This is a genomic window from Ignavibacteria bacterium, from assembly GCA_016873775.1.
Classification (GTDB): domain Bacteria; phylum Bacteroidota; class Ignavibacteria; order UBA10030; family F1-140-MAGs086; genus JAGXRH01.
Genome location: VGWC01000001.1, coordinates 1 through 24,785 on the forward strand (window position 1 = coordinate 1; position 24,785 = coordinate 24,785).

General features: G+C 39.5%; 21 protein-coding genes and 1 pseudogene. 16 read left to right on the top strand and 6 right to left on the bottom strand.

Annotation, left to right across the window (positions count from 1 at the left end; genetic code table 11):
* The 6 genes from FJ218_00005 to FJ218_00030 all read right to left on the bottom strand — a co-directional run.
* Window positions 1-311: phosphoenolpyruvate carboxykinase (GTP) (locus FJ218_00005; GenBank protein MBM4165306.1), on the bottom strand; the 311-nt coding region annotated here is incomplete at its 3' end.
* A gap of 146 nt (window positions 312-457) precedes the next feature.
* Window positions 458-2,542 (bottom strand): S9 family peptidase, encoded by a 2,085-nt coding sequence (locus FJ218_00010; GenBank protein MBM4165307.1) that lies wholly within the window; start codon window positions 2,540-2,542, stop codon window positions 458-460.
* 28 nt (window positions 2,543-2,570) lie between these two features.
* Entirely contained in the window at window positions 2,571-2,897 is a 327-nt protein-coding gene (locus FJ218_00015; GenBank protein MBM4165308.1) for a hypothetical protein, read from the bottom strand.
* A 655-nt stretch (window positions 2,898-3,552) separates the two neighbouring features.
* Window positions 3,553-4,569, bottom strand: a complete 1,017-nt coding sequence (gene nuoH, locus FJ218_00020; protein ID MBM4165309.1) for an NADH-quinone oxidoreductase subunit NuoH — start codon at window positions 4,567-4,569, stop codon at window positions 3,553-3,555.
* Window positions 4,570-4,748: 179 nt separating this feature from the next.
* The gene (locus tag FJ218_00025) at window positions 4,749-6,482 is read right to left on the bottom strand and encodes an NADH-quinone oxidoreductase subunit G (GenBank protein ID MBM4165310.1); all 1,734 of its coding nucleotides are present in this window, start codon (window positions 6,480-6,482) and stop codon (window positions 4,749-4,751) included.
* A 133-nt stretch (window positions 6,483-6,615) separates the two neighbouring features.
* Window positions 6,616-7,902: an insulinase family protein gene (locus FJ218_00030; GenBank protein MBM4165311.1), complete on the bottom strand. Its 1,287-nt coding sequence runs from the start codon at window positions 7,900-7,902 to the stop codon at window positions 6,616-6,618.
* Between the two features lie 265 nt (window positions 7,903-8,167).
* Between FJ218_00030 and FJ218_00035 the strand changes: the two are divergent.
* From FJ218_00035 to FJ218_00110, 16 genes and pseudogenes are all read left to right on the top strand, one after another.
* Window positions 8,168-9,319, top strand: a pseudogene (locus FJ218_00035) (PQQ-dependent sugar dehydrogenase).
* 463 nt (window positions 9,320-9,782) lie between these two features.
* Window positions 9,783-11,090 carry a hypothetical protein gene (locus FJ218_00040; protein MBM4165312.1) on the top strand — a complete coding sequence of 436 codons (1,308 nt, stop codon included), beginning with the start codon at window positions 9,783-9,785 and terminating at the stop codon, window positions 11,088-11,090.
* A complete protein-coding gene (locus FJ218_00045; protein ID MBM4165313.1) occupies window positions 11,056-12,123 on the top strand; it encodes a cytochrome c3 family protein in 1,068 nt (355 codons plus the stop codon). Before FJ218_00040 ends, FJ218_00045 begins: the two co-directional genes overlap by 35 nt.
* Before the next feature lie 12 nt (window positions 12,124-12,135).
* The gene (locus tag FJ218_00050) at window positions 12,136-13,248 is read left to right on the top strand and encodes a CxxxxCH/CxxCH domain-containing protein (protein MBM4165314.1); all 1,113 of its coding nucleotides are present in this window, start codon (window positions 12,136-12,138) and stop codon (window positions 13,246-13,248) included.
* A gap of 282 nt (window positions 13,249-13,530) precedes the next feature.
* Window positions 13,531-14,943: a hypothetical protein gene (locus FJ218_00055; GenBank protein ID MBM4165315.1), complete on the top strand. Its 1,413-nt coding sequence runs from the start codon at window positions 13,531-13,533 to the stop codon at window positions 14,941-14,943.
* A 47-nt stretch (window positions 14,944-14,990) separates the two neighbouring features.
* Window positions 14,991-16,295, top strand: a complete 1,305-nt coding sequence (locus FJ218_00060) for a hypothetical protein (GenBank protein MBM4165316.1) — start codon at window positions 14,991-14,993, stop codon at window positions 16,293-16,295.
* A gap of 138 nt (window positions 16,296-16,433) precedes the next feature.
* The gene (locus FJ218_00065; GenBank protein ID MBM4165317.1) at window positions 16,434-16,886 is read left to right on the top strand and encodes an Rrf2 family transcriptional regulator; all 453 of its coding nucleotides are present in this window, start codon (window positions 16,434-16,436) and stop codon (window positions 16,884-16,886) included.
* Window positions 16,887-17,125: 239 nt separating this feature from the next.
* Window positions 17,126-18,502, top strand: coding sequence for an oxygen-independent coproporphyrinogen III oxidase (hemN, locus tag FJ218_00070; protein ID MBM4165318.1), 1,377 nt, complete (start codon window positions 17,126-17,128; stop codon window positions 18,500-18,502).
* A gap of 133 nt (window positions 18,503-18,635) precedes the next feature.
* Window positions 18,636-19,181: a hemerythrin domain-containing protein gene (locus FJ218_00075; GenBank protein ID MBM4165319.1), complete on the top strand. Its 546-nt coding sequence runs from the start codon at window positions 18,636-18,638 to the stop codon at window positions 19,179-19,181.
* 429 nt (window positions 19,182-19,610) lie between these two features.
* Complete coding sequence (locus tag FJ218_00080; protein MBM4165320.1) at window positions 19,611-19,931, top strand: carboxymuconolactone decarboxylase family protein; 321 nt, start codon at window positions 19,611-19,613, stop codon at window positions 19,929-19,931.
* On the top strand, window positions 19,931-20,917 hold the full coding sequence (gene moaA, locus FJ218_00085) for a GTP 3',8-cyclase MoaA (protein MBM4165321.1): 987 nt from the start codon (window positions 19,931-19,933) through the stop codon (window positions 20,915-20,917). The genes FJ218_00080 and moaA overlap by 1 nt, the downstream gene beginning before the upstream one ends.
* Complete coding sequence (locus FJ218_00090; protein ID MBM4165322.1) at window positions 20,907-21,527, top strand: molybdenum cofactor guanylyltransferase; 621 nt, start codon at window positions 20,907-20,909, stop codon at window positions 21,525-21,527. Before moaA ends, FJ218_00090 begins: the two co-directional genes overlap by 11 nt.
* Before the next feature lie 80 nt (window positions 21,528-21,607).
* Window positions 21,608-22,081 carry an Rrf2 family transcriptional regulator gene (locus FJ218_00095; protein ID MBM4165323.1) on the top strand — a complete coding sequence of 158 codons (474 nt, stop codon included), beginning with the start codon at window positions 21,608-21,610 and terminating at the stop codon, window positions 22,079-22,081.
* A gap of 158 nt (window positions 22,082-22,239) precedes the next feature.
* On the top strand, window positions 22,240-22,746 hold the full coding sequence (locus FJ218_00100) for a hypothetical protein (protein ID MBM4165324.1): 507 nt from the start codon (window positions 22,240-22,242) through the stop codon (window positions 22,744-22,746).
* 205 nt (window positions 22,747-22,951) lie between these two features.
* Entirely contained in the window at window positions 22,952-23,383 is a 432-nt protein-coding gene (locus FJ218_00105) for an Rrf2 family transcriptional regulator (GenBank protein MBM4165325.1), read from the top strand.
* A 151-nt stretch (window positions 23,384-23,534) separates the two neighbouring features.
* Entirely contained in the window at window positions 23,535-24,776 is a 1,242-nt protein-coding gene (locus FJ218_00110; GenBank protein ID MBM4165326.1) for a 4Fe-4S binding protein, read from the top strand.
* Window positions 24,777-24,785: the final 9 nt, after the last annotated feature.

Genomic DNA, 24,785 nt, shown 5'->3' on the forward strand with positions numbered 1-24,785 from the left:
TTTTCTTTCATTTCTTTTGGTGGAACCCAATTGTTCATTGGTCCTGCATCTTGTTTTCGCAACGAACAAATGTATGTTCTGTCCTCTACGCGCGCGACATCACCGACATCGGAGCGAGCCAGAAAACAATTCGGTCGTTTTTCCGGATTGAGTTTGATAAACGTTCCTGATGCGATAAGTTGTTCGCAAAGAGATTTGTATTCTTCTTCCGAGCCATCGCACCAGTGAATAGATTGTGGTTTGCAAAGTTTTTGCGCTTCTTCGACCCAACGAAGAAGTTCTTGATTTTTGATTTGAGTTTGTGTAAGCATTTACTATTTTTTTTTATTACTTAACTAAGATGAATAAAATAGAACACAGATAACACGGGTTGAACGGATATATCACAGATTTTTTTCCGTGAAAATCAGTTGCATCAGCGTAATCCGTGTTCTATTACGAAACAAATACTAACATACTACTTTAAATAATCTTTCAACCAGCCAAACACTTGCTGATGCCAATATTCGCTGTTAAGCGGTTTTAAAACCCAATGTCCTTCATCGGGAAAGTAAAGAAATTTTGATGGAACATTTTGTCGTTGTAATGCGGTAAATAATTGCATTCCCTCTGAAACAGGAACTCGGAAATCAAGCGCGTTGTGAATGATAAGATTCGGCGTTGTAAAATTTCCTGCAAAGTTATGCGGAGAGAATTTTTCGTACTCGTCTTTTTTCTCCCACGGAGTTCCACCGTGTTCCCATTCATCAAACCACACTTCTTCCGTTGTTCCGTACATCGAAAAGAAATTGTACACACCGCAATGCGTTACGAGTGTTTTAAATTTCTTCGTGTGTCCTTGAAACCAATTCATCATATATCCGCCGTAACTCGCTCCCGCTGCCGCCATGTTATTACCATCAATGAAAGAATATTTTTTCGTAACATAATCAACCCCGTTAATCAAATCGGTGTACACTTTTCCTCCCCAATCGTGCGAAATATCGTTCGTGAACTGTTGTCCAAAACCCGTGCTTCCTGTTGGATTGGGACACACGACAACATAACCTTGCGCCGCCCAAAGTTGCGGATTCCAGCGATACGACCAACCGTTCATCCACGCACCTTGCGGTCCACCGTGAACTAAATATACAAGCGGATATTTTTTATTCGAATCGAACTTCGGCGGTTGCACAAGCCACGCTTGAACTTTTTGTTTTGCACCATCCCACCAAATATTTTCCGGCGCATTCATTTCAATTCCGGAAAAGAGTTCATCATTCATTGTAGTAATCTTCACCTCATTTTTCCCATCGGATTTTGATGAATATACATCTGCGGGTTTCATCATTGTTGCGCGTGTGTATGCTAACATTCCATTACCCGAGATAGAAAAAGCAGAAATCACACCTTTTGTTACAATTTGTTTCGGCGTTTCACCTTCGATAGAAACAGACCACAACGGCTCTTCCGCTTTATCCTCCGCGGGAAAGAAAAGTTTTTTCGAATCACCCGACCATGCAAACGCGCCGACAACATAATCCCATTTTTCTGTCAAACTTTTTGAAGAATTATCCTTTCTATCGAAAAGAAACAACTCCCACTTATCCGCTTCAAACATCGGAGTACGTTGCGCGCGATACGCAATATATTTTCCATCGGGAGAGTAACGCGGAAAACCATCGGCAGCGAGGTTTTTTTCCGTAAGATTTTTTCGCTCACCTGTTGTTACGTTCACCGTATAAACGTCGTGATTAGTAACCCACGCTTCTTCACGAACATTTGCCGGTGTTGCAGTGTATGCAATTTCTTTTCCATCGGGAGACCACGCATAATCATCGCCGGCAGAAAATGTTGAAGAGTTCGGAACGGCATCGCGATTTCCCGGCGTTAAATCTTTTGGCTCTCCGCCGGTAATCGGTTGAACAAAAATATGCATTCGTTTAAATTCCGTCCACGAATCCCAATGGCGATACAAGAGTTGGTCGAATACCATTGCTTTCACTTTGCTTTTTTCCGTTGCTTCGTCGCGCTCGGCATTTTTCTTGTCGCTTTCTTTGAATGGCAATTCGGAAAATTGCGGATAGACGGAAGAAATATACGCAAGCCATTTTCCATCGGGAGAAAATGTTTGCTGCGATGCTCCGGTAGAAATTGTGGTGAGTTGTTTTGCTTCCCCGCCGCTTAAACTCAGCACATAAATTTGCGGCATTCCGCTGCGGGTGGAAACAAACGAAAGCATTTTTCCATCAGGAGACCAACGCGGATTGTTATCACCTTTCGGAGAAAACGTAAGTTGCCGCGATTCACCACCGTTCGATGGAATAAGCCAAATGTCGCTGTTGGAATTGTTCGCTTCTTTGTTCACGTTGGCAACGACGTACGCAATCCATTTCCCATCGGGAGAAATTTGCGGGTCGCTGACACGTTTTGCGCGAAACAAATCTTCAATCTCCATCGCGCGTTTTGTTTGTGCGTGAAGCGGAGAGCAAAGAGCGAAGAGCGTAGAGTATAGAGCAAAAAATAAAATTGCTCGGGAAAGTTTTGAGAGTGAGTTGTGCATAGCGGTTTATCTATTTGTTAAAAAAATACTAGTCGCGAATTGTTGGGGTGTAAGAAAAATGAAAGAATAATTTCCTATCGTTCCGAGAATATTTAATTCCTATATAAACATCTTTTTCCGTGTGAATAAAAGTTGTTTCTGCTTTTGCCGAAGAGTGTGGGATTTCAACCGAAAGAGAATATTGACCGGGAGCCTTACTTACTTTGTTCATCTTTGCAAGCGAGATTGTGTAATCAGTTGTAATTTCCCCTGAAAAAATAGTTTCCCCATTTATTTTCTCAATTACAAAATCAGAATCGTAATCGTTCTCTAAATCCGTTTGAATGATATAAGTTTTTTGCTGATTAACTTGCATCTCTTTGCAATTGTGGTTCAAGCATATTAAAAACAAAATTGCAAATATGGGTTTCATGATAGTTGCCTTTCTATGTTAGTTGATGATATTGTTGTTAAAAAATAATGGAAACTTTGTGTTAAATTTTTTTTCTGCGTTCCATTGCGCTTTACTTTGCGGTTAAACAACAATGCTTTTAAACCGCAGAGAACGCAAATGGAAAAATTTTTTCTCACAAATAATCTTCCAGAATGATTATTTTTATTTCTTCATTTTGAATAAAAAAATTTTTGTTGTCATAAGTTACATTGAAAAAGTTTTAGAGAAAAATCTTCTCTCGTTTCTACAAACCTTCATAACATTAAATGCCATAGAGTTTTCTAACTTTATCACATTATTCTCGAATAAGGTGATAAGGTTAAGAATGGTTGTACGTTCGGTTGCTACTAAGGTTTTCTGTTTCATAAAAATTATTTCTCTACGATTTAATCAACGGTTCATTGAGAAGATTGCTTCGTCTTCTTCACTTTGTTCAGAGTCCTCGCAATGACACTTAGCTTGATTTTTTTCAATTCGATATTCGTTTCAACAAACTACGAATCACTAATTACGAATGACAAATTACTTCAATCTAAAATGTAAAATATAAAATTACTAATATTACAAATCTCACATCTCAAATTAAAAGGAACATTCCCGTAACCACAATATTCGCCAACGCAAGCGGAAGCATCACTTTCCAGCCGAGATTCATTAGTTGGTCGTAACGAAAACGCGGAACAGTCCAGCGCACGAGAATAAAGAAAAATAATATCGCGGCAACTTTCACCGCAAACGCTCCCACTTGCATCAAACTCACAACGAGTGGAGAAAAGCCAAATGTTTCAACGTACGGAAATTGCCAACCGCCGAGATAGAGCGTGGTAATCACTGCGCTGGAGACAACCATATTGCAATACTCGGCGAGAAAAAACAAACCGAATTTCAAACCGGAATATTCCGTGTGATAACCGCCGACGAGTTCCGGTTCCGCTTCGGGCAAATCAAACGGCGTGCGATTGGTTTCCGCAAACGACGCAACGAGAAACGTGATGAAACCAATCGGCTGCAAAAAAATATTCCAACGCAATCCATTTTGCGCTTCGACAATTTTATCGAGTTGCAGCGAACCGGCAAGCATCACCACGCCGATAATCGAAAGTCCCATCGAAAGTTCGTATGAAATCATTTGCGCCGAAGAACGCATTCCGCCAAGCAGCGAATATTTATTGTTCGACGACCAACCGCTGAGCGTAAGTCCATAAACACCAATCGAAGCGAGCGCAAGAATGTAGAGAACGCCAATGTTCACGTCGGCTATTTGTAGTTTGATTGTTCGTCCGAAAAGTTCAATCGTGTTGCCGAATGGAACGACAGCGAATGTTGAAAGTGCGATGAACACGGAAATAATCGGTGCAAGGCCGTGAAGAAATTTGTTTGCCGCTTTCGGAACGATTTCTTCTTTCGTTACGAGTTTGACCAAATCGGCGAGAGGTTGCAAAAATCCTTGCCAGCCAACGCGATTTGGACCAATGCGATCTTGAACTGCCGCGCTGATACGTCGTTCTGCTAATACTAAATATGCCGCAGTGGTAAGCAGCACGATGAGCATTACGGCGATTTTGATGGTGGAGATGATTAATAATTCTAACATAGAGTTTTAAAAATCTAAAGTTCAAAAATCAAATGACAAAATGAAAAAATAGAACACTGATAACGCGGATATGACTGATTGAACACGGATTTTTATCCGTTAATATCTGTTGCATCCGTGTCATCAGTGTTCTATTCATTGTTTCAAAGTAGTAAAATTGAAATTTGTCATTTGTAATTTCAAGCAGTTACTTTTTCTGCAACAGATTTTCCTAATTTCTTCCCCTTATTTCCCAACTTAAAATAACTCATTCCGCTAAATGATGGAATCGAGTTCGCAATTTCTTTGAACACATCTTCGGCGGAATTGTATTTCCACTTCGCGTTCATCGCATTGGCAACGCCGCAAATAATTTTCCATGAAGGACGAGCGTCGCGTTTTTCGCCTTTCATCCATCTATCGAATTGCGAACCGAATTTATCCAAACGGCTCATCGCAAATCCATCGAGCGCGCGTTCGTGTTCCAGCGTTGCAACTGCAGGACGAATGCGCTGCACGTTTCCTTCAAAGTTTGTGAACGTTCCATTTTTCTCTGCATACGTTGATGCAGAAAAAACGACATCGGCGAGTTTTGTCGTTTCGTTATGATTCGATGAATGAACAACGAGAAAATCTAATTTTGAAAGCGCATTTGCAACATCGGGAATTTCCGCAATGTTATCTTCAAGAACGTACAACGCTTTGATTGTTCCGTTTGCTATTGATTTCAAAATATCATTCGCATTTCCATTTCCAACGCCAACTTCTTTTGTTCCGAAACTATTCGGCGTTTTATCTGCGCGAATCAATAAATTGTCTTCGTCGTTTTCTTTTATGTGCTGAAAGAAATCAATGTTCTTCGTTTCCAAAATTTGTTTCGCAAATTTTTGCAGAAGAAAATTATCTTCATTCGTACCAAACGAAGAACCAAACACCGCAATTTCATTTTTCTGAAATCGCCGCAACTCCGATGCAACTTTTGCCATTGCTTCATCCCAACCGACTTCGACAAGTTTTCCTTCGCGGCGAATCATTGGCGCTTTGATACGAGTTTCGGCATTGACATTTTTGAACGAGTTCAATCGTCCGTTGTCGCACATCCAATAATCGTTCACACCATCATTGAAGCGCGGAGTCAAGCGAAGAATTTCATTGTTGCGAACGCCGATGGTTGTGTTGCATCCGCGCGAACATCCAACGCACACGCTTTCCGTGAACGACATTTCCCACACACGTGCTTTGAAACGAAAATCTTTACTCGTCAACGCGCCAACGGGACACAAATCAATCGTGTTCATCGAATAATTATTGTCGAGCGAAGTTCCGGGAAATGTTGTGAGCTCAACGCGGTCGCCGCGATTGGTGAACGTGAGCGATGGTTCTTTCGCAACTTCATCGCAGAAACGAACGCAGCGGGAACACATAATGCAGCGTTCCGTATCGAGCATAACGTTTGGTCCGATATCCACGCGCTTTGGTTTGCGAACTTTTTCAAATTCAAATCTGCTGTATCCGACGCTGTGTTTATATGCGTATTCTTGCAGTTTACATTCGCCGGCTTCATCACAAATCGGACAATCGAGCGGATGATTGATGAGCAAAAATTCCATCACCGCTTCACGCGCGTTGATTACTTTCGGCGAATTCGTTTGCACAACCATTCCGTCTGCCGCCAATGTTTGACAAGCGATTTGCAATTTCGGCGCGTACATAATTATCGGATTCCCGTTTGCGTCGCGTTCGATTTGTCCTTCACGCGTTTTCTTCGGCAATCCGGAATCTACAAGACAAATTCTGCAATTGCCTGCAATAGATAATGCGGGATGCCAGCAAAAATTCGGAATCGCAATTCCGTTATCGCGCGCGGCTTGTATAATTGTTTTTGACGAATCCGTTTCGAGTTGTTGTCCGTCAATGGTAATAGTGATGTTCATTCGGTCAGTTAAATTTATTTTCTCTTACTTGCATTCAAAATTTTTTTTACTTCTTGTTTCATTTTTTTCTCTCGCAAAGTCGCCAAGATGCAAAGTAAATTCTCTTTTGCGACTCTGCGTCTTTGCGTGAAAATTATTTCCCCGGTTTCATCACCACCGTCGAAAACTTTTTTATATCAATTACTTTTTGCGCTGTTTCTAAAACACTTTCTACCGTAACTTCATCAATGCGTTTGCGAATTGTATCAAGCGGAGTTTGCGCGCCGAAATACAGTTCATCGCTTCCGAGTCGCATCATTCTGTTGCTCATACTTTCCAAACTCAACATCATCGTTCCTTTGAGTTGCGATTTTGTTCGCGTTAGTTCTTGTTTGGAAATCGGTTTCGTCGCAAATTTTTCCAATTCTTTTTGCACTAACTCGCGCGCGTTTTCCATTTTTTCCGCATCGGTTCCGATATACACGCCAAACGTACTCACATCGCTCATAAAATTGAGAAACGAATACACCGTGTACGCAAGTCCATATTTTTCACGAATGTTTTGAAACAAGCGTGAACTCATTCCATCGCCGAGCAACGTGTGCAAAACGAGCAACGAATATCGCAACGGGTGATGAACGCTGAACGTCGTTGTTCCCGTACAAATATGCGCTTGCTGAATCGGTCGTTCGAGAATTTGTGTTTTCGCTTTTGATTTTGTTATCGGAGAAATTCTTTTTGCTAAATGTTTTGTTGAAAATTCTGTATCAAAATATTTTCTCGCAAGCAGAACGAGTTCACTATGTTTCAAATTTCCCGCGGCGGCAATTACCATTTTCGACGGAACGTAATGTTCTCTCGCAAACGAAATCAATTTCTCACGCGAAAAATTTTTCACGCTTTCCATTGTGCCAATTACCGGCACGCCAAGTTGATGATGGGGAAATAATTCCTTCTCGAGCAGTTCGTGAATAAAATCTTCGCTGTCGTCTTCGGCATCTTTCAATTCTTCGAGCACGACAAATTTTTCTTTCACCAATTCTTTTTCGGGAAACGTCGCGCGCTGAACCAAATCCGCAATCACGGCAATCGCTTTTTCAATATGCTCGTCCAACATTCTCGCAAGAAAACACGTTTGTTCTTTCGTCGTGAACGCATTCAAATATCCGCCGAGCGATTCCATACTTTGCGAAATTTCTTTGATGGAATAATTCTTCGTTCCTTTGAACACCATGTGTTCGAGAAAATGCGCAATGCCGCTGTTGGAATTATGTTCATCACGCGAACCGACATCAAACCACACGCCAAGCGAAGCGGAATGAACCCAAGGAATTTCCTCCGTTACAACGCGAATACCGTTTTCCAAAATCGTTTTTTGATAATGCGAATCGAGTTGCTGTGCAGAAAAATGCGGAGAGAGTTTTTGTATAAGTTTATTCAAGATAAATCAATTTTTTGTGCGGAAAATATACCACTTTGGAAAGAGTGAAAAAACTGGGAGAACGAAATTGTAAAAGAATTGAAAGGATTTCTCATTATCCTTGATATAAAAATTTTTATGCTTCTATAATGAGTTGTGCTTTTTTGTGTGCTAAATCCTGAAACCCATTACTTCGTAATAAAATTTTCGTTGCAATTTTTGAAAAACTTTCAATAATGAAGTATCTTCACCTCGCTTTTTATTCAACAACAACAAATTTTTCCGTATGAACATATTACAATTTCTATTTCCTCTTTTTTTTATTTACAGCGCAGTTGCATTTTCACAAAACTCAACTCAAAAAAAATACTCTGTATTGCTCACCGATGCGTTCCCGAATATTTCCGCATTTACTCGTCCCGTTTATCTTACGCACGCAAACGATAACAGCGAGCGTGTGTTTGTAGTAGAACAAGCGGGAAGAATTTGGTCGTTTCAAAGTAGCGATACAGTGCGCACAAAAAAATTATTTCTCGATATTCGTTCTCGCGTTGATGACAGCGGAAATGAAATGGGCTTACTAAGTGTTGCATTTCATCCGAATGTTTCGCAGAACAAATTTTTCTTTGTGAATTACACTGCAGGAAATCCGATGCGAACAGTTATTTCCCGTTTTACAATCAGCGCAAATGATAGCACCGTCGCGGATACTGCAAGTGAATATAAAATTTTGGAAATCAATCAACCGTACAGCAATCATAATGGCGGACAAAATCTTTTTGGTCCCGATGGATATTTGTATATCGGAATGGGAGACGGAGGGAGCGGTGGAGACCCACAAAACAACGCACAGAATTTACAATCGCTTCTCGGGAAAATGTTGCGCATCAATATTGATTCTGCAAGCGCGCCGCTTCATTATTCTATTCCATCGGATAATCCATTTGTAGATTCTGCAAATGCGCGAAAGGAAATTTGGACATTGGGAATGCGAAATCCGTGGCGTTTTTGTTTTGACCACGTTACTAATTTTTGGTATTGCGCCGATGTGGGACAAAATGCGTGGGAAGAAATTGATATTCTTCAGAAAGGAAAAAATTACGGATGGCGCTGTTACGAAGGGAATCATACATACAATACAACAAATTGCGGCAACAGTTCGTTGTACACAATGCCGATAAAAGAATATCCGCACGCCGATGGACAATCTATTACCGGTGGTTTTGTGTATCGTGGAACTTCGGTTACGGAACTTATCGGCGCATACATTTATGCGGATTATGTGAACGGAAAAATTTGGTTTTTACGATACAATGGTTCTGTCATTACCGAAGAAGGATTGTTGTTGGATTCTCCGTATAATATTTCTTCCTTCGGCGAAGATGAAAACAGGGAGTTATATCTTTGCGCATTTAATGGAAGAATTTACAAATTTCAATCGCCAACGAATATACGAGATGAAGGAGCGAATGTATTTTTGAACAACGCATTTTCGCTGTCGCAGAACTATCCCAATCCTTTTAATCCGCGAACCGTGATTCGATATTCCTTATTCGTGAAGAGTGTTGTTACGCTGAAAATTTACAACATACTTGGTCAAGAAGTTGCTACGTTGATACACAGCAGAATTATGGATGAAGGGGAACACGAAATAGAATTGGACGCAACGACGTTGACAAGCGGGATATACTTTTATCAACTTACGGTGGGTACGAATTCGACGAGTAAAAAATTTGTGGTGTTGAAGTAGTACATACGTTTGGTTACGAGATGTAGGATTGAAATCCAACACGATCCGATATTTTCGATTTTTTGGCATAGAGTTTGCTTTAAACAACTGTTCAGCGATGTATAAATACTCGCGGATTCTTTTTTCTATATTTTTGAAAATTTTTTTCGCTATGAATTCAACGATACTATCGAAACATCTTTTTCTGTATGTTATAGCGTTTGCATTTTCAACGTCTGTATTTTCTCAGAGCATCAACGGAAGGTTTTCCACTTCGTTCTATGCATGGGAAAAATTTGACACGGTGAACGTTTCACAAACAATTCTCCGCGCATATCAAACGGCGCAATTGGATGTTGCGCAGAACGATATTTCGCTTCATTCATATTTTATCGGCGCAGGAAGTTCTGCAAAGAATTTCGGCGACGACGGAAGTGTGCGCATCAATAATCTGTTTCTGAAATACAAAAATATTGCCAATGTTGCGGACATCAAACTCGGTCGGATTCCGTATTTTGCAGGAGTCGGAAACGGCATTGTTGATGGTGCAATGATGAAAGCAAACGTCAGTGAATATTATTCGTTTGCGCTGTACGGTGGTGCAAACGTTCCTTCTTCTCTTTCTTCAAAAACGTTCAGCGATTTGGATAAAAATTTTGTCATCGGCGGTCAAATTGTTTCAACACTCATCGAAGATATGCGCGTGAGCGTAAGTTACGTGAACAAAAATGTTCAGAGAAAGAATTATACTTCGCAACAAACCGATTCTCTGTACAATCTCGTTAATATTCTTGCGGAACCTTCATTTCGTTATCAGCAAGCGGCAAGTTTTGATATGTCGCATGCAAGCGGTGCATATTCGGAATATCTGCGATATGATTACGATATGAATATGAAACGCACGTTACGATTTCAATATGGAATGCGCTACGATGCGACAGAGCAACTTTCCGTTACTGCAGAATTCAATTTCAGAAAGCCGCGCATTCCGTACAATTCATTCTTTGCAATGTTTCCCGTCAATACGGTAAGAGAATACGAAGGCGGCGTTGAATACAAACTAACACCCAACCGACGTTTGTACGGGAAATTTGCCTTCGTGAAATTTACTGACGAGAACAGCAACCGCATTTCCGTTGGATATGTTTGCAATTATGTGAACGCATCGTTTTCCAGCAACGGAGGATATGCGGGAACAAAAAATTCTTTTTCACTACAAGGAACATATTCGATGCTTGAACGAACATTTATTCCATCGCTCGGAATTTCGTACGCGGCATATACACTGGAAGAAAATGGAACGCAAAAAAAAATGTTCGCCGGAATATTCGGCGCGGTGATTCGTCCTTTCCCGTCTCTTTCTTTTGATGCGCAAGTGCAAATACTGAATAATCCCGTTGTGAACAGCGATATTCGATTTCTTTTCAAAATCAATTATTGGTTTTATGAACATCTCAATTTTTTTTCTGCACAGGAATAATAATATGATACAACGATATTTGTACTTTGCTGTTTTACTTGTTGTTACGTTTGTTATTTCCGTTGCAATGAAAGAACCGGCATCGGGTTTAAATAATGATGACAATTCACAGTATATAAAATTTTCGCATCAGAAACATTTCAGCGAACAAAATATTGCGTGCGCCGATTGCCACACCATTGCGAAAGAAAGCAAACGTTCTTCCGATAAGTTAATGGCGAATCACGAGAGTTGCACTACTTGTCACGAAGAACAGATTTCCAATGATTGCGCATTTTGTCATACCAATCCCGAAGAGATTGTTCCGATGCAACCGAAGGAACGTGAAATAATTTTTTCCCACGAACTTCATTTTACAAAAAACAGTATTGTGTGCGAAACGTGTCACGAAGGTTTTGAAACAGTGATGTATGCCTCGGGTTCGAATATGCCAGCAATGACATTATGTATGAATTGCCACGAGAAGAAAAACGTTTCAAGAAATTGCGAATCGTGTCATACGGATTTTGTGAGTTTGTTTCCGGAAAATCACCGCATCGCAGATTTCAAAAAAGAGCATAAAAAATATTCTCGAGTCGGCGAAGGTGATGCGCTGTGCGCAACGTGTCACGCGGAAAACTTTTGCGAAGACTGTCACGCAGGAACGGAATTGAAATCGTTCGGAACAAAACGCGATTTGATGACGGAACCTTCATCGAAAACCTCTGTGAACGATTCTCCCAAACAATTACGATTGCAAAATGTTCACGAGTTGAATTATCGTTTTTCGCATGGAATTGACGCGCGTTCACGATTTCTTGATTGTTCTTCGTGTCACGACCAAAAAACATTCTGCAACGAATGCCACGACGCGGGGGGTAACGTTACGCTGCAAAAAATTAAACCGGAGTCGCATTTTTCTGCAGGGTTTGCCACGCTTCCGGGCACAGATGGCGGAAGACATAAAGAACTTGCGCGCCGCGATATTGAAAGTTGTATGAGTTGCCATGATGTTGACGGCAAAGAACCACTTTGTGCAATGTGTCATCAATAAGGAGTTAAAAAAATGATTGCAAAGAAATTTTCACGTTACAGAAAAGAGATTGTAAGAAGTGCTGGAATTGTTTTGGCAGTTCTTTTTTCGGGATGCACCAAATTGAAAGACGATTTGCCATCTCAGGTGCAAAGCGGTTCGCAAATTCATTTACCAAGTTGGAACGATACAACGAAAGCGGATTTTCACGGAAAATTTTTGAAGTCGAAACATTGGAAACTTTCGAGTTGCGAACAATGTCACGCAAAAAATTTTGAAGGTGGAAAGAGTAACGTATCGTGTTACAAATGTCATACATTTCCACATTCGGAAATGTGGGATACAACATTTGTCGGATTTCGTACGAGTGAAAAATTTCATGGAACATATTTACGAGAAAATAATTGGCAACTGGAAAAATGTCAATCGTGTCATGGCGTTTCATATATGGGAGGAAGTCGCGCCAATGTGAGTTGTTCAAATGTTGGATGCCACGAAGATTTTATGGGAATGCAAAAAACACCCGAAGCGTGCAACACGTGTCATGGTGATTTCCGCGCAATGGAAACTGATATAATTTCCTTTGCGCCTCCGCGGGCAATCAACGGAGATACTTCTACAACAGTTGCTGGAGTTGGCGCGCATCGTCGTCATCTCCTTGCAGATTCGGTTGCGACGGCGATTCGTTGTTCGGAATGTCATTCAGTTCCTGATGCAGTTTCCAGTCAATATCATCTTGACGGCGATAATATTGCCGAGGTGAAGTTTCTTGATACGCTTTCAGGAATAGTAACTGCAAACGGATTACATATTCCGAATCCGACGTATGATTCCGCGACTAATAAATGTAGCAATGTTTATTGTCACGGCGATTTTGTTGCGCGGAAAGCAACTTCTACATTTCAATTCGGTTATACTGATACGGTAATGTTGGGTAATATTTTTTCTCCGAAATGGACGGATGGAAATTCTCAAGCCGCGTGTGGAACATGTCATAATTTACCGCCCGTTGGACATATTCCATCTACGATACAAAACTGCGGAAGTTGTCATACCGGAATTGTTGATAATACAGGGAGAATTATTGACAAAGTTAAACACATCAACGGAAAGAAAAATATTTTGGGACAAGAACTGAATTTCTAAACTCTTGAAACAGAAATTTTCCAAAAGCAAAGGAAGAAAATACGTTTGCTTTTTTTCATTACTGAAATCAAACGCTTTTTTCTATTGCACGAATGAGAATATAAATTCGTAATAATACTTTATCTGTTGAACGCATCTTATATTTCTTGATTATTCAGTGAAGAATTATGAAATTTTACGGTACTTTTTTTGTTTTTTTTCTTGATGCACACTTTGAACTTGGCATAAAATTTGTTTTGACAATTGAATATCTGATTATTTAAATTATAAACTTCTATACAAATGCGACGTACTTCAATTATTCTTTTCATTGTTTTTCTAACAATAACGATTCCATCGTGTAAGAAAGATGATAATAACATAACGCCTCCAATAGATTACGGAAACATTGATACGATTAAATACACAAAACATGTGCAGGCGTTGTTCAATGATAAATGCGCTACGTCGGGATGTCATTCTTCGGCGACGAAAAGCGCGGGATTATCACTTGCATCGTGGAGTGGAGTTGTTCACGGTTCTTCGATTGGCGAAGTAGTAATTCCGTTTCGAGCGGATAAAAGTTTGCTTACGTATTTATTCGATGGAACTTCATTGAGAAAAAATCATCGAGCAGTAGAAAAGAAATTAACAACAGCAGAAATAAATTTTCTAAAACGTTGGATAAACGAAGGCGCAAGCAACGACGCGAACGAAATACCGTTCACTAATTCTACAAACAAACTGTACGTTCCCAATCAAGGCGAAGATAACGTAGCGGTGATTGATTTGGATAGTATGCGCGTTATTCGTTATGTAAATGTTGGTGAATTGCCGACAAATGAAGGTCCGCATTTTGTAACTGCACGAAGCGATTTTTGGTATGTTTCACTTATAGGAGCCAAACAAGTGTGGAAATTTGATACGCACAATGATACGCTTGTTGTCGGAAAAGCAAATGTTCCCGGTTCTCCCGCATTGCTTACGCTTACACCCGACGGAAGCAAATTATATGTTTCGCAATTTATGACTTCGGCTATCAATAAAGTGTATGTTATCAATACGAGTACTATGACTGTCGTAGATACGTTAACCGTTGGGAAAATGCCGCATGGAATACGCATCAATCATTCGGGAACAAGGTTGTATTGCGCCAATATGATGTCGGATAATGTAACCGTTGTTGACGTTGCAACGAATGAAGTGTTGGAACATATTCCGCTTGCGTGGGATGCAAATCCGGTTCAGCCGAATTATTTACCGATTGAAATTGCTATTTCTCCCGATGATAATTTTTTTGCTGTTTCCTGTTCGAAAGACACCAAGAATGAAGTGCGAATTTTCAACACTTCTGCACACGCGCTTGTGGATTCGTTTCACGTTGGTGTTCAGCCGTGGCATTTACAATATTTGCGCGATGGAAGTTCTATAGTTGTTACCAATAGAGTTGGAAATTCCGTTTCACAAATTCATATTGCCGCGCGCCATGTGAATACCATACTATCCGCATCCAATTTCGATTATCCGCATGGTTGCGTCATTTCGCCGAATGGAGGATATACGATTGTTTCCAATGAAAATGCGTATCATCGTTATCTTCCGCGTTATTTGTCGGAGTATGTCGGCAACGTATGTATTATAGATAATGCGCTGGCGCAAGTTGTCAAAGTTATTGAAGTCGGGAAAATTCCTACGGGAATTTCGGTGATTGAATAAACAATTCTGTTTCGCAGATTTTAAAAAAAATTCAACTATTTGTTTTTATGAAACGTACTATCTTCATCATTTCTGTTGTTATTCTTGCAATTTTTTCCAGTTGTAGAAAAGACGATAACACACAACAACCGCCGCCGTCCGAATATAAACTCACAGATTTTGAATCCTCGCAATCGTGTTCGACGTGTCATCCACAATACTACGAAGAATGGAAAGGTTCGATGCATCGCTATGCAACGAACGACCCGATTTGGATGCTTGCGGCAAATTCACTTCAACAAAGCACGAACGGTAAATTGAAAGACTGGTGTTTTCAATGTCATTCACCGATAGCATTTCTTACAAAAACATCGCCAAAAATGATTGATATTTCAAAATTACCGGAAATCGTTCGCGAAGGAGTGAACTGCGATGTATGTCATACATTGTTACCGCCTCATAAAACCACTGACCAAAATATCTTTTACAACATCAAACCTGGGAAAACAAAATATTCTACGCTCAAAAATCCTGTTCCTGCCGGCGCGCACGAAAACGGTTACGACGCATCCCAAGACCGTTCAGAATCGTGTCGTCAATGTCACGATTTGATAGTGAATGGTATCCCGTTGGAAATGACATTTACCGAATGGCAAAATAGTCAATGGGCAATGTCGGCGGAATTTGATTGTCAAGATTGTCATATGAAAACCTATACAGGTCGCGCAGCAACCGGAGGACCTATTCGTGAAAATTTACATCGTCACGATTTCATCGGCGTAGATGTTGCAATCACCGATTTTCCGAATAAGCCGCAACAACGTGCCGCTATTGATTCGCTTTTAAAAAATGCTGCGACGCTTACTGCAAATATTCCTTCTTCTGCCAATCTCAATGATTCCATAAACATCGGAGTTACTATTATCAATGACAAAACGGGACATAATTTGCCGACGTCGGTTTTTTTCAACAGACAAATGTGGATAGAAGTAACAGTTTCCAAAGGAAGCGACACGGTATATCGTTCCGGTCATTTCGATGCAAACGGCGATTTGATGGATAACAACAGTGCAATTGCTCCAAATGCAGATAAAGATTTGGTCATTTTCAACGGTTCGCTGTATAAAGATGGACACCCGTCGAATGCATTCGAACTTGATTCTGTTGTGAATAAAACCATTCCTCCGTTTGCTTGGCATACGGCAAATTACAAGTTCAAAGTTCTCTCTTCCGGAATATGGAATGTAAAAACACGCTTGCTCTTTCGTCCGTTTGGACCGTATTTATTTCGGAGTTTAGGCGCAAGTCAATATGTGTCCGAACTTCCTGTGTTCGAGATGAACTCGTACGAAACGAATATCAACGTTCAATAACCATACTGTTGCAGAGTATAAGGGTTTCAATTTTGAATTGAAGATGCGACACGATTTCTTTTTTTCTTTCAAAATGGGAAAAAAGAAAATGGCATAAATATTGTAATAAGATAATTTGAATAATAATTCGAGGTTTTTATGTCAACAATATTTAGTAAATCTTGTGAATATGCACTGCAATCAATGCTGTATATTGCACGCAAAGCAAAAAATCAGCCGATTTTACTCCGCGATATTTCCACTGAACTCAACATTCCTTATCATTTTCTCAGTAAAGTATTGCAAAATCTTGTGCGCGACGGTTTAGTCGTTTCGCATAGAGGAATCAACGGCGGATTTTTCTTAGGGCGCTCTGCGGAAGAAATAACGCTGTTCGATATTATTTGCGCTATTGAAGGAAAAACATTTTTCGATAATTGCATTCTCGGTTTTCCCAAATGCAGCGACGAGTATCCATGTCCTGCTCATTTTCAATGGAAGGATGCAAAGTCCATTCTTCTCGAGGTCTTTCAGAGAAAAACCGTTGCAGAATTATCCATAGCACTTGACCCGAAACTGGAACTTGTTCACAAACTTTCAGGTATGAAGTAGGGGAATTTTCTATTTCGCAATTATAAATAATAGTAAAAAGCAAGTCGGATACTTCTCATTTCTGATACAAGTATCCGATTTTTGCTTTCAATTGTGAAACCATAAATAAGATGCGTGATTTATTCACATCAAATAAGGAACTCATTTTCTTTTTTTACATATTTATCATTGGCACATTTTTTGTTTTATGAAATGCACGATGCTACGAAATAATAAAACCCGAAAGAATGGAACAACCTATTACACAAATAGATATTGATTTTCTAAAGAAGTACGACAAAGCAGGGCCGCGCTATACAAGTTATCCTCCTGCTCCTATCTTTACTGTGGAATACAACGAGAAACTTTTTGAAATTGACATTATAAAAAATAATGATGAAAATTACGCCCCGTTGTCACTGTATATTCATATTCCTTTTTGCGATACGTTATGTTATTTTTGCGGTTGCACAACAGTAATAACAAACAATCGCCAACAGATAACACGCTATATATCAGCATTGAAAAAAGAAATAGAAAACATCGTTCCATATCTCAACAAGCGACGGCGCGTAGTACAACTCCACTTCGGCGGAGGAACTCCATCGTACCTTGAACCGAAAGAAATCGAAGATGTGTTTTCATTCATCGGTGAAAAATTCCGCTTTGCGCCGAACGCGGAAATTAGTGTAGAAATTGACCCGCGAGGATTATCGTACGAACATTTACAGGCGTTTCGCAACGGAGGAGTAAATCGCATCAGTTTAGGAGTGCAGGATTTTGACGAAAACGTACAACGCACCGTCAACAGAATACAACCAGAAGAAATAACAACGCAAACGATTGCATGGGCGCATCAACTTGGAATAGACAGCATCAACATAGATTTGATATACGGATTACCGTTGCAAACAGAGGAACAATTTTTAAGCACATTGAAAAAAATAATTCGCCACGCGCCGAATAGAATTGCCGTGTTCAATTTTGCGTATGTTCCTTGGATGAAACCACATCAAAAACTCATTCACGCAGAAGATTTACCTTCGGCGGAAACAAAACTTGCGTTGCTGAAAACTACGATAGAACAACTAACGGGCGCTGGATACGAATATGTTGGAATGGATCATTTTGCAAAACCCGAAGATGAACTTGCGCGCGCGCGAAACGAACGAACACTTCACAGAAATTTTCAGGGATATTCGACTAACGCGTATGCTGATTTGTATGCATTTGGAATGTCTTCCATTTCTCATTTTGGAACTACGTATGCGCAAAATTGTAAGACATTGCAAGAATACTTCGATGCAATAGAACGGGGAAAATTTCCTATCAGTGTCGGTTACCGAATGACGCGCGACGACATTGTTCGTAAGTACGCTATTATGCGATTAATGTGCGATTTAGTTCTGGATAAACAAGAAATGGAAGAACGATTTGGAATTTCGTTCAACGAATATTTTGCAGAATCGCTTGAAATGCTGGAAGAATTTACGGAATCTGAACTTGTGAAAATCAACGAAGAAGAAATTCGCATAATCGGAATGGGACGTTTTATTCTCCGTAATATTGCAATGGTTTTTGATGCATACTTAAAAAAAGAAACAGAGGGAAAGAAACTCTATTCGCGAACTATTTAAAATGATGAACCAATGTTGAAGAATTCACAAAAAGCAAAATATGTTGTTTTAAAAAAATACAAGCATAACGTATTTTGTCAACAAGATGTTCACTTGGTACACTTTTTGAAGATGCCATTATCATTGAAGATGTATGAACACGGCATTTTCAGAGATACAACGAAGCGGAAATTATTATAGCAGTGTGATGAGTTTTCATAGCGATCCGATTGAAACATTAGTCAAAGAACACGATGACGCTTTGAAGCAACTGAATATTTTAAACAATGCGGCAATGTCCATTAAAGTGAACGGTTTTTCTGCCGAAGCGTTTGAAAAAATTGCCAAAACGATACGGTACATCGGAACTGAAATGCGCAAACACGACGAGAAGGAAGAACGATTTCTTCTTCCATTGTTGGAAAAACATGTAAGCGGACCTTCCTCAGCGATGCGCAACGAACACAGGGAGTTATGGGCGGCATTTTCGCAATTGTTGCAATTAGTTCACAATGCCGAAGAAGGAAAAATTACCGGTCGTTCCATTTCCGATTTAGTGCGTTCATCAATTTTTATCGTCGAACTCTCTACTACGCATATCGCAAAAGAGAATAATGTTCTTTTTCCAATGGTGAAGCAAGTTCTTTCCCAAGAAGAATATGAACAACTGAAACGAGATTTTGCAACAATAGAACAATAGAATGCTTTGTTAAGAGTAATGAACGGCATGAGTCAATACGCGGAGGCGCTCCGTGTAACAGTTTGCGTGCAATGTGTTTTTCGAAAGTCGAAACTTACGATGTGAAAGAGAAATCGAATGTCCGATGTTTTGCTACTTACCGGAAATGGTAAAAATTGTCAACGTTATGGAATGTGATGCATTAAGTGAGTATCTTGATGTATTGCGTCCGATTATCTGTGAAAATTGTAATGAAAGTACCGAAGGTTTTTGTTTTAAGCGCAGTGAAGATGAATGTCCTTTCGAAATGTATTTCTCGTTATTGAAGTTGTTACATTCATAAATTTTCCGTAAATCTTATCGAGTTTTTTTTAAGTTAAGGGAATATATTTTTATTACCGAACCAATTGAAAATCACTTACATCAAATTTCATAGATAATCATACGCCGATGAGCAACATTCCAAAACAATACAAAAAATTTTCTAAAGATTTTCCTGAGGTAATCCACGCATACGAAGCATTAGGAAAAGCAGTTCATTCTGCAGGTCCGTTAAATGAGAAAACACGTGCGCTTATCAAACTCGCTATTTCCGTTGGCGGGAAATTGGAAGGCGCAGTTCACTCGCATACGCGCAAAGCGCTCAATGCCGGCGCATCTCCCGATGAAATTCGACACGTTGCTTTGCTTGCGCTTCCTACCATTGGTTTACCTTCGATGATGGCGGCAATGAGTTGGGTAAACGATATTCTCGACGAACGAAAAAAATAATGCCGCTGGTAGATTTATTCGGAAGAAATCACGAGTATTTACGCGTCTCTGTTACTGACCGTTGCAATCTTCATTGCCGATATTGTGTTCCTTCCGAAGGAATAAAAGTTCAGCGACGCGAAGAAATTCTTTCCTTTGAAGAAATAGAATTGCTTGCGCGCATTTTTGTTACATTGGGAATAAAAAAAATACGGATTACCGGAGGCGAACCGTTATTGCGCGATGGCTTAGAAACATTATGCGCTTCTCTCTCTTCCATTGTCGGACTTCGTTCGCTTGCACTTACAACGAACGGCGTTTTGCTTACAGAAAAAAGTTCTGCACTGAAACACAGCGGAATTCAACAACTCAATATTTCACTTGATACACTTCAGCAACGGCGGTTTGAACACGTTACGAAACGAGCATCGTTCAACGAAGTTCTGCGAGGTATTGAATCAGCAATTCTTGCCGGATTTGAAGAAGTAAAAATCAATACTGTCGTAATGCGCAATTTCAACGATGATGAATTACTGGATTTTGTAGCGTTTGCGAAATCGCTTTCGCTCAATGTTCGCTTTATCGAATTTATGCCTTTTTTAGGAAATGGTTGGAACCACGGAAGATTTGTTTCATTTCTCGAAATGAAACAAATCATTGAAACACAATTTACCTTAGTTCCAAAATGGAACGAACAAATTCTTCCAGGACCGGCAAAAGAATTTTCGGTGGATAATAGCAATGCGACGATTGGATTTATTACAACCATGAGCGACCATTTTTGCAGCGATTGTAATCGCTTGCGAATTTCTGCAATGGGAATCATTCGAAACTGTTTATTTGCCCAAAGCGGTATTGATGTAAAAACTCCATTGCGCAATGGTGCGACAATGAATGAACTGGAAATGCTGATTCGTTCTTCCGTGCTTTCTAAATGGGAAAAACATCCCGAAGAACATGAACTCGTGCAACTTCAGCAACAATCTATGATAGGAATTGGCGGATAATATTTTTTCGATGCAACAGCGAACAGACATAACAGGGATTATACTTGCCGGCGGAAAAAGTTTGCGAATGGGTAGTGACAAAGCGCTTCTTTCCTTAGGAAATAGAACGTTATTGCAATGTGTTGCAGATGCGATGAAACAGGTTTTTCACAATGTGATAATTATTTCTGACAATGGTGAGTGTTATACGGAATTACAATTGCCCGTATTTCCCGATGTGTATAAATGTTGCGGACCGTTAGGGGGAATTCATTCGGCGTTTGCTCATTCGTCGTCGGAAAATATTTTTGTTGTATCGTGCGATTTGCCATACATTACTCCCGAAGTAATTCAATACATCACGAATATTCATTCAAACGGTGATGTCATCATTGTATCACAAGGAAGAATTATTCAACCACTTTGCGGATTATATCAACGAACTTGTGTTGCTACGCTCGAACAATGTCTTTTCAAGAGCGAATTTTCTGTGCTGAGATTCTTGCGAAAACTCAATACGTATGTGCTTTCGCTTAATACTCTATTCCCTTCTGTAGCAGAACATACGCTAATGAATATCAACACTCCGATAGAATACCGCAGGAGTGTAAATTATTGGTATGGGAATTAATAAAAATTTTTTTTTCATCAATTCGCGAGTATTTTTCTCTCGCTTCTCTTTTACATTTTCAACAACAAGAATTAAATAATATGTTTCAATTAAGCCGCAGCGGTGAATATGCAATTCAAACAATGATAAATTTAGTATCGCAGAAAGATGAATTATCAACAATCGCTCAAATCGTCCAGGAAGAAAGAATTCCGGAGTCATTTGTTCGGAAAATCATTCAGCAATTGATTCGCGGAAAACTTCTGAAATCGAAACGTGGAATTCGTGGAGGAATTGCATTGGCAAAACCCCCCTCTTCAATAACCGTATACGATATTATTGAAATTACTGAAGGTCCTATCTATTTTAACAAATGCATCATCGGACCACGCGAATGTTCCATAACGTCTTGGTGTTCCGTGCATCCTGTTTGGCAAGAAGCGCAAAATAAATTTGTAGAAGTTCTGCAAAAAAAAACGATTGAAGATTTATCAAACGAGCGAAAGGTATTGTTTCGGGATTTTACAACGAAAGTAAATATGAATAAGGAAAAAAGCGACGCGCTTCAAGAATAACCTTCAAGGTTTTTTTGATTTTAAAGGCGGTGTTTCACATGAGTTGATGGCTTTCTTACAAGACCGTAAACGGTCTTGCTGGACGAAAAAAGAATCATCAATGATTCTTTGGTTTTATTCCGATTTATCGGATTTTTTTGTTTCAGCATAACCATGAAATGCAATCTGAAAGATTTTTTCCTCGACAAGAAACAACGCGAAAGCATCCTGGACATCATTCGAAAAGAAAAGAAAATAGAAAATACAAAACTGGAACTGATACGATGCGACGGGAACAATATTCACGTTATCGAAAACGAAGTCGGCATATCAATGAGCAAGGAGAATTAATTCAAACGCACGGATTCATTATTGACGTAACTGGGAAAAAGACACTGGAAAAACAATTCCGACAAGCGCAAAAATTAGAGAGCGTTGGAACGATAGCGGGAGGAATTGCGTACGATTTGAATAATATACTTACCATTATTTTTAGGACATTCATCATTACTGAAACGAACAAAAGGAAATCCCGAAAAAATTTATCAAAAGGATGGAGAAGGAGCCGTTTCGATTTATTGCAAAAATGCTCATACCATTTTGCTTGTGTTGAGCGATTTAGGATTACCAAAACTTGGAGGATGGGAAGCATTCTTGAAAATGAGAGATTTCAATCCGAAAATTAAAACAATTTTTGCAAGCGGTTACATCGCGCCCATAAGAAATCTGAGTATTTCAAATCAGGCGTAAATGATTTTGTTCAAAAGTCATATTCATCAAACGAAATTTTGAAAAAAATTTGTGAAGCCATAGAAATTCCCGAAAGTAAAAAATTTTTTTGAAAACAAAATTTTGTATTTTGAGAGAAATTTTATCACTAATTGAAATTCTATGAGTCTTCTCTTTAGCCGCCAATGTGAATATGCATTACAAGCCATTCTTTTTCTTGCTACAAAACCGCCAAAAGAAATGGTACCAGCAAAAGAATTAGCAGAAAAATTGAATATCCCGTATCATTTTTTGGCAAAAATATTTCAAGATTTATCCAGAAAAGGAATATTGGTTTCCTTAAAAGGACCAACCGGTGGGTTCACTCTTGGAAAAGCCGCCAAAGAAATTACGCTTTTTCATATTATTGAGGCAATTGATGGAGCAAATTTCATGGAAAATTGCGTTTTAGGATTTTCTCAATGTGGGGGAGAGAATCCTTGTGCTGTGCATAATAAGTGGGGAGATTTGCGCGATGAAATACATAGGATGCTCACATCAAAAAATATTATGCAGTTGTCGAAAGAAATGAAGAAACCTGTATTTCAAGAATAAAGTGGGAGTTTCTTAGTAATAGGATAAAATACTCTTCAATGGTATAGTTTTTGCATATAGTTACTCGTGAAGAATTTCATCATACAAAATGTGATGGATTCAACTCAAATTTCTCAAAGCAAACAGATATTTATTTTCACGAATAACAAATATGCGTCAAAGCGATAATGTAGGGGAAAATAATGATGCATTTTCAAAAATATTTCCAACGATATTTACAAAAGAAAATGTATCTCGAAATGTTGCCCAAACTGTAATTTCATCGAATCAAAAACGAGGCGTGCGGAAAATTCCCCGAGAACTTCTCCGCAAGAAAATTCAATTATCACAAGAGCAGCATTTTGCAAAACGATGTTTTGTAAAACTTAGTCAAGATTCTCAATTCCTTCGTTCAACAATTCAATTTGCATTTGCGCTTTTATGCGTGTGGATAGGAATTGAATTTTATTTCTTTATGCAATGGGGGATGTCAAACGGAATGGAAGGTTCGTCATATCGCCCTCCAGGAGTTGAAGGATTTCTTCCCATCAGCGCATTGATGAGTTTGAAATATTGGTTTGCCACTGGTAGCATCAACGAAATACACCCCGCATCCATTTTTATTCTCCTTGCAATTCTCGCAGTAAGTTTATTCCTGAAAAAAGCATTTTGCAGTTGGCTTTGTCCCGTTGGAACATTGAGCGAATCGCTGTGGAGAATCGGTGAGACAATATTCGGGAGAAATGCGCGAGTAACCCGATGGCTCGATTATCCATTGCGTTCTCTAAAGTATGTATTATTGTTGTTTTTCGTGTATTCGATTTGGCAAATGGATGTTCAAAGTTTAGCCGATTTTATTTATAGTCCATATAACAAAATGGCGGACGTGAAAATGTATTTGTTCTTTGCCAACATTACATCGTTTGCATTATGGACAATTGTGGTGCTGATGTTTTTTTCGTTGTTCATAAAAAATTTTTGGTGCCGCTATTTATGCCCGTACGGCGCATTGTTAGGAATGTTGAGTTGGTTAAGTCCCGTAAAAATTTTCCGCAGCAAATCTTCGTGTATTGATTGTGAGTTATGCACAAAAGTTTGTCCCGCATCAATAAACGTTCACAAAGGAAATACGGTGTGGAGCGACGAATGTACAAGTTGTCTCGAATGTGTTGAAGTGTGTCCCGTAAAAAATACGTTGGAAGTGAAAACACATTTTACGAACAACCGTGTTTCGAACGTTCTTTTCGGCGTACTTGTGGTTGGAATATTTGCAGCAATGACATTCGCCGCAATGCTCGCGAACCAATGGCAAAACAAGATTTCCCAGGAAGAATATTTACAGCGATTTCCCAATATCGAATCGTCATTGTATCAACACAATAGAGGAGAAGCGCCGAAAGAAATCAACAAGTAACAACAGCGA

What these genes read in the sequence shown, in the direction of transcription:
- FJ218_00010 (MBM4165307.1), bottom strand. Translation starts at nt 2,542, where the DNA reads ATGCACAACTCACTCTCAAAACTTTCCCGAGCAATTTTATTTTTTGCT.
- FJ218_00015 (MBM4165308.1), bottom strand. Translation starts at nt 2,897, where the DNA reads ATGCAAGTTAATCAGCAAAAAACTTATATCATTCAAACGGATTTAGAG.
- nuoH (MBM4165309.1), bottom strand. Translation starts at nt 4,569, where the DNA reads ATGTTAGAATTATTAATCATCTCCACCATCAAAATCGCCGTAATGCTC.
- FJ218_00025 (MBM4165310.1), bottom strand. Translation starts at nt 6,482, where the DNA reads ATGAACATCACTATTACCATTGACGGACAACAACTCGAAACGGATTCG.
- FJ218_00040 (MBM4165312.1), top strand. Translation starts at nt 9,783, where the DNA reads ATGAATTCAACGATACTATCGAAACATCTTTTTCTGTATGTTATAGCG.
- FJ218_00045 (MBM4165313.1), top strand. Translation starts at nt 11,056, where the DNA reads ATGAACATCTCAATTTTTTTTCTGCACAGGAATAATAATATGATACAA.
- FJ218_00050 (MBM4165314.1), top strand. Translation starts at nt 12,136, where the DNA reads ATGATTGCAAAGAAATTTTCACGTTACAGAAAAGAGATTGTAAGAAGT.
- FJ218_00055 (MBM4165315.1), top strand. Translation starts at nt 13,531, where the DNA reads ATGCGACGTACTTCAATTATTCTTTTCATTGTTTTTCTAACAATAACG.
- FJ218_00060 (MBM4165316.1), top strand. Translation starts at nt 14,991, where the DNA reads ATGAAACGTACTATCTTCATCATTTCTGTTGTTATTCTTGCAATTTTT.
- FJ218_00065 (MBM4165317.1), top strand. Translation starts at nt 16,434, where the DNA reads ATGTCAACAATATTTAGTAAATCTTGTGAATATGCACTGCAATCAATG.
- FJ218_00075 (MBM4165319.1), top strand. Translation starts at nt 18,636, where the DNA reads ATGAACACGGCATTTTCAGAGATACAACGAAGCGGAAATTATTATAGC.
- FJ218_00080 (MBM4165320.1), top strand. Translation starts at nt 19,611, where the DNA reads ATGAGCAACATTCCAAAACAATACAAAAAATTTTCTAAAGATTTTCCT.
- moaA (MBM4165321.1), top strand. Translation starts at nt 19,931, where the DNA reads ATGCCGCTGGTAGATTTATTCGGAAGAAATCACGAGTATTTACGCGTC.
- FJ218_00095 (MBM4165323.1), top strand. Translation starts at nt 21,608, where the DNA reads ATGTTTCAATTAAGCCGCAGCGGTGAATATGCAATTCAAACAATGATA.
- FJ218_00100 (MBM4165324.1), top strand. Translation starts at nt 22,240, where the DNA reads ATGCAATCTGAAAGATTTTTTCCTCGACAAGAAACAACGCGAAAGCAT.
- FJ218_00105 (MBM4165325.1), top strand. Translation starts at nt 22,952, where the DNA reads ATGAGTCTTCTCTTTAGCCGCCAATGTGAATATGCATTACAAGCCATT.
- FJ218_00110 (MBM4165326.1), top strand. Translation starts at nt 23,535, where the DNA reads ATGCGTCAAAGCGATAATGTAGGGGAAAATAATGATGCATTTTCAAAA.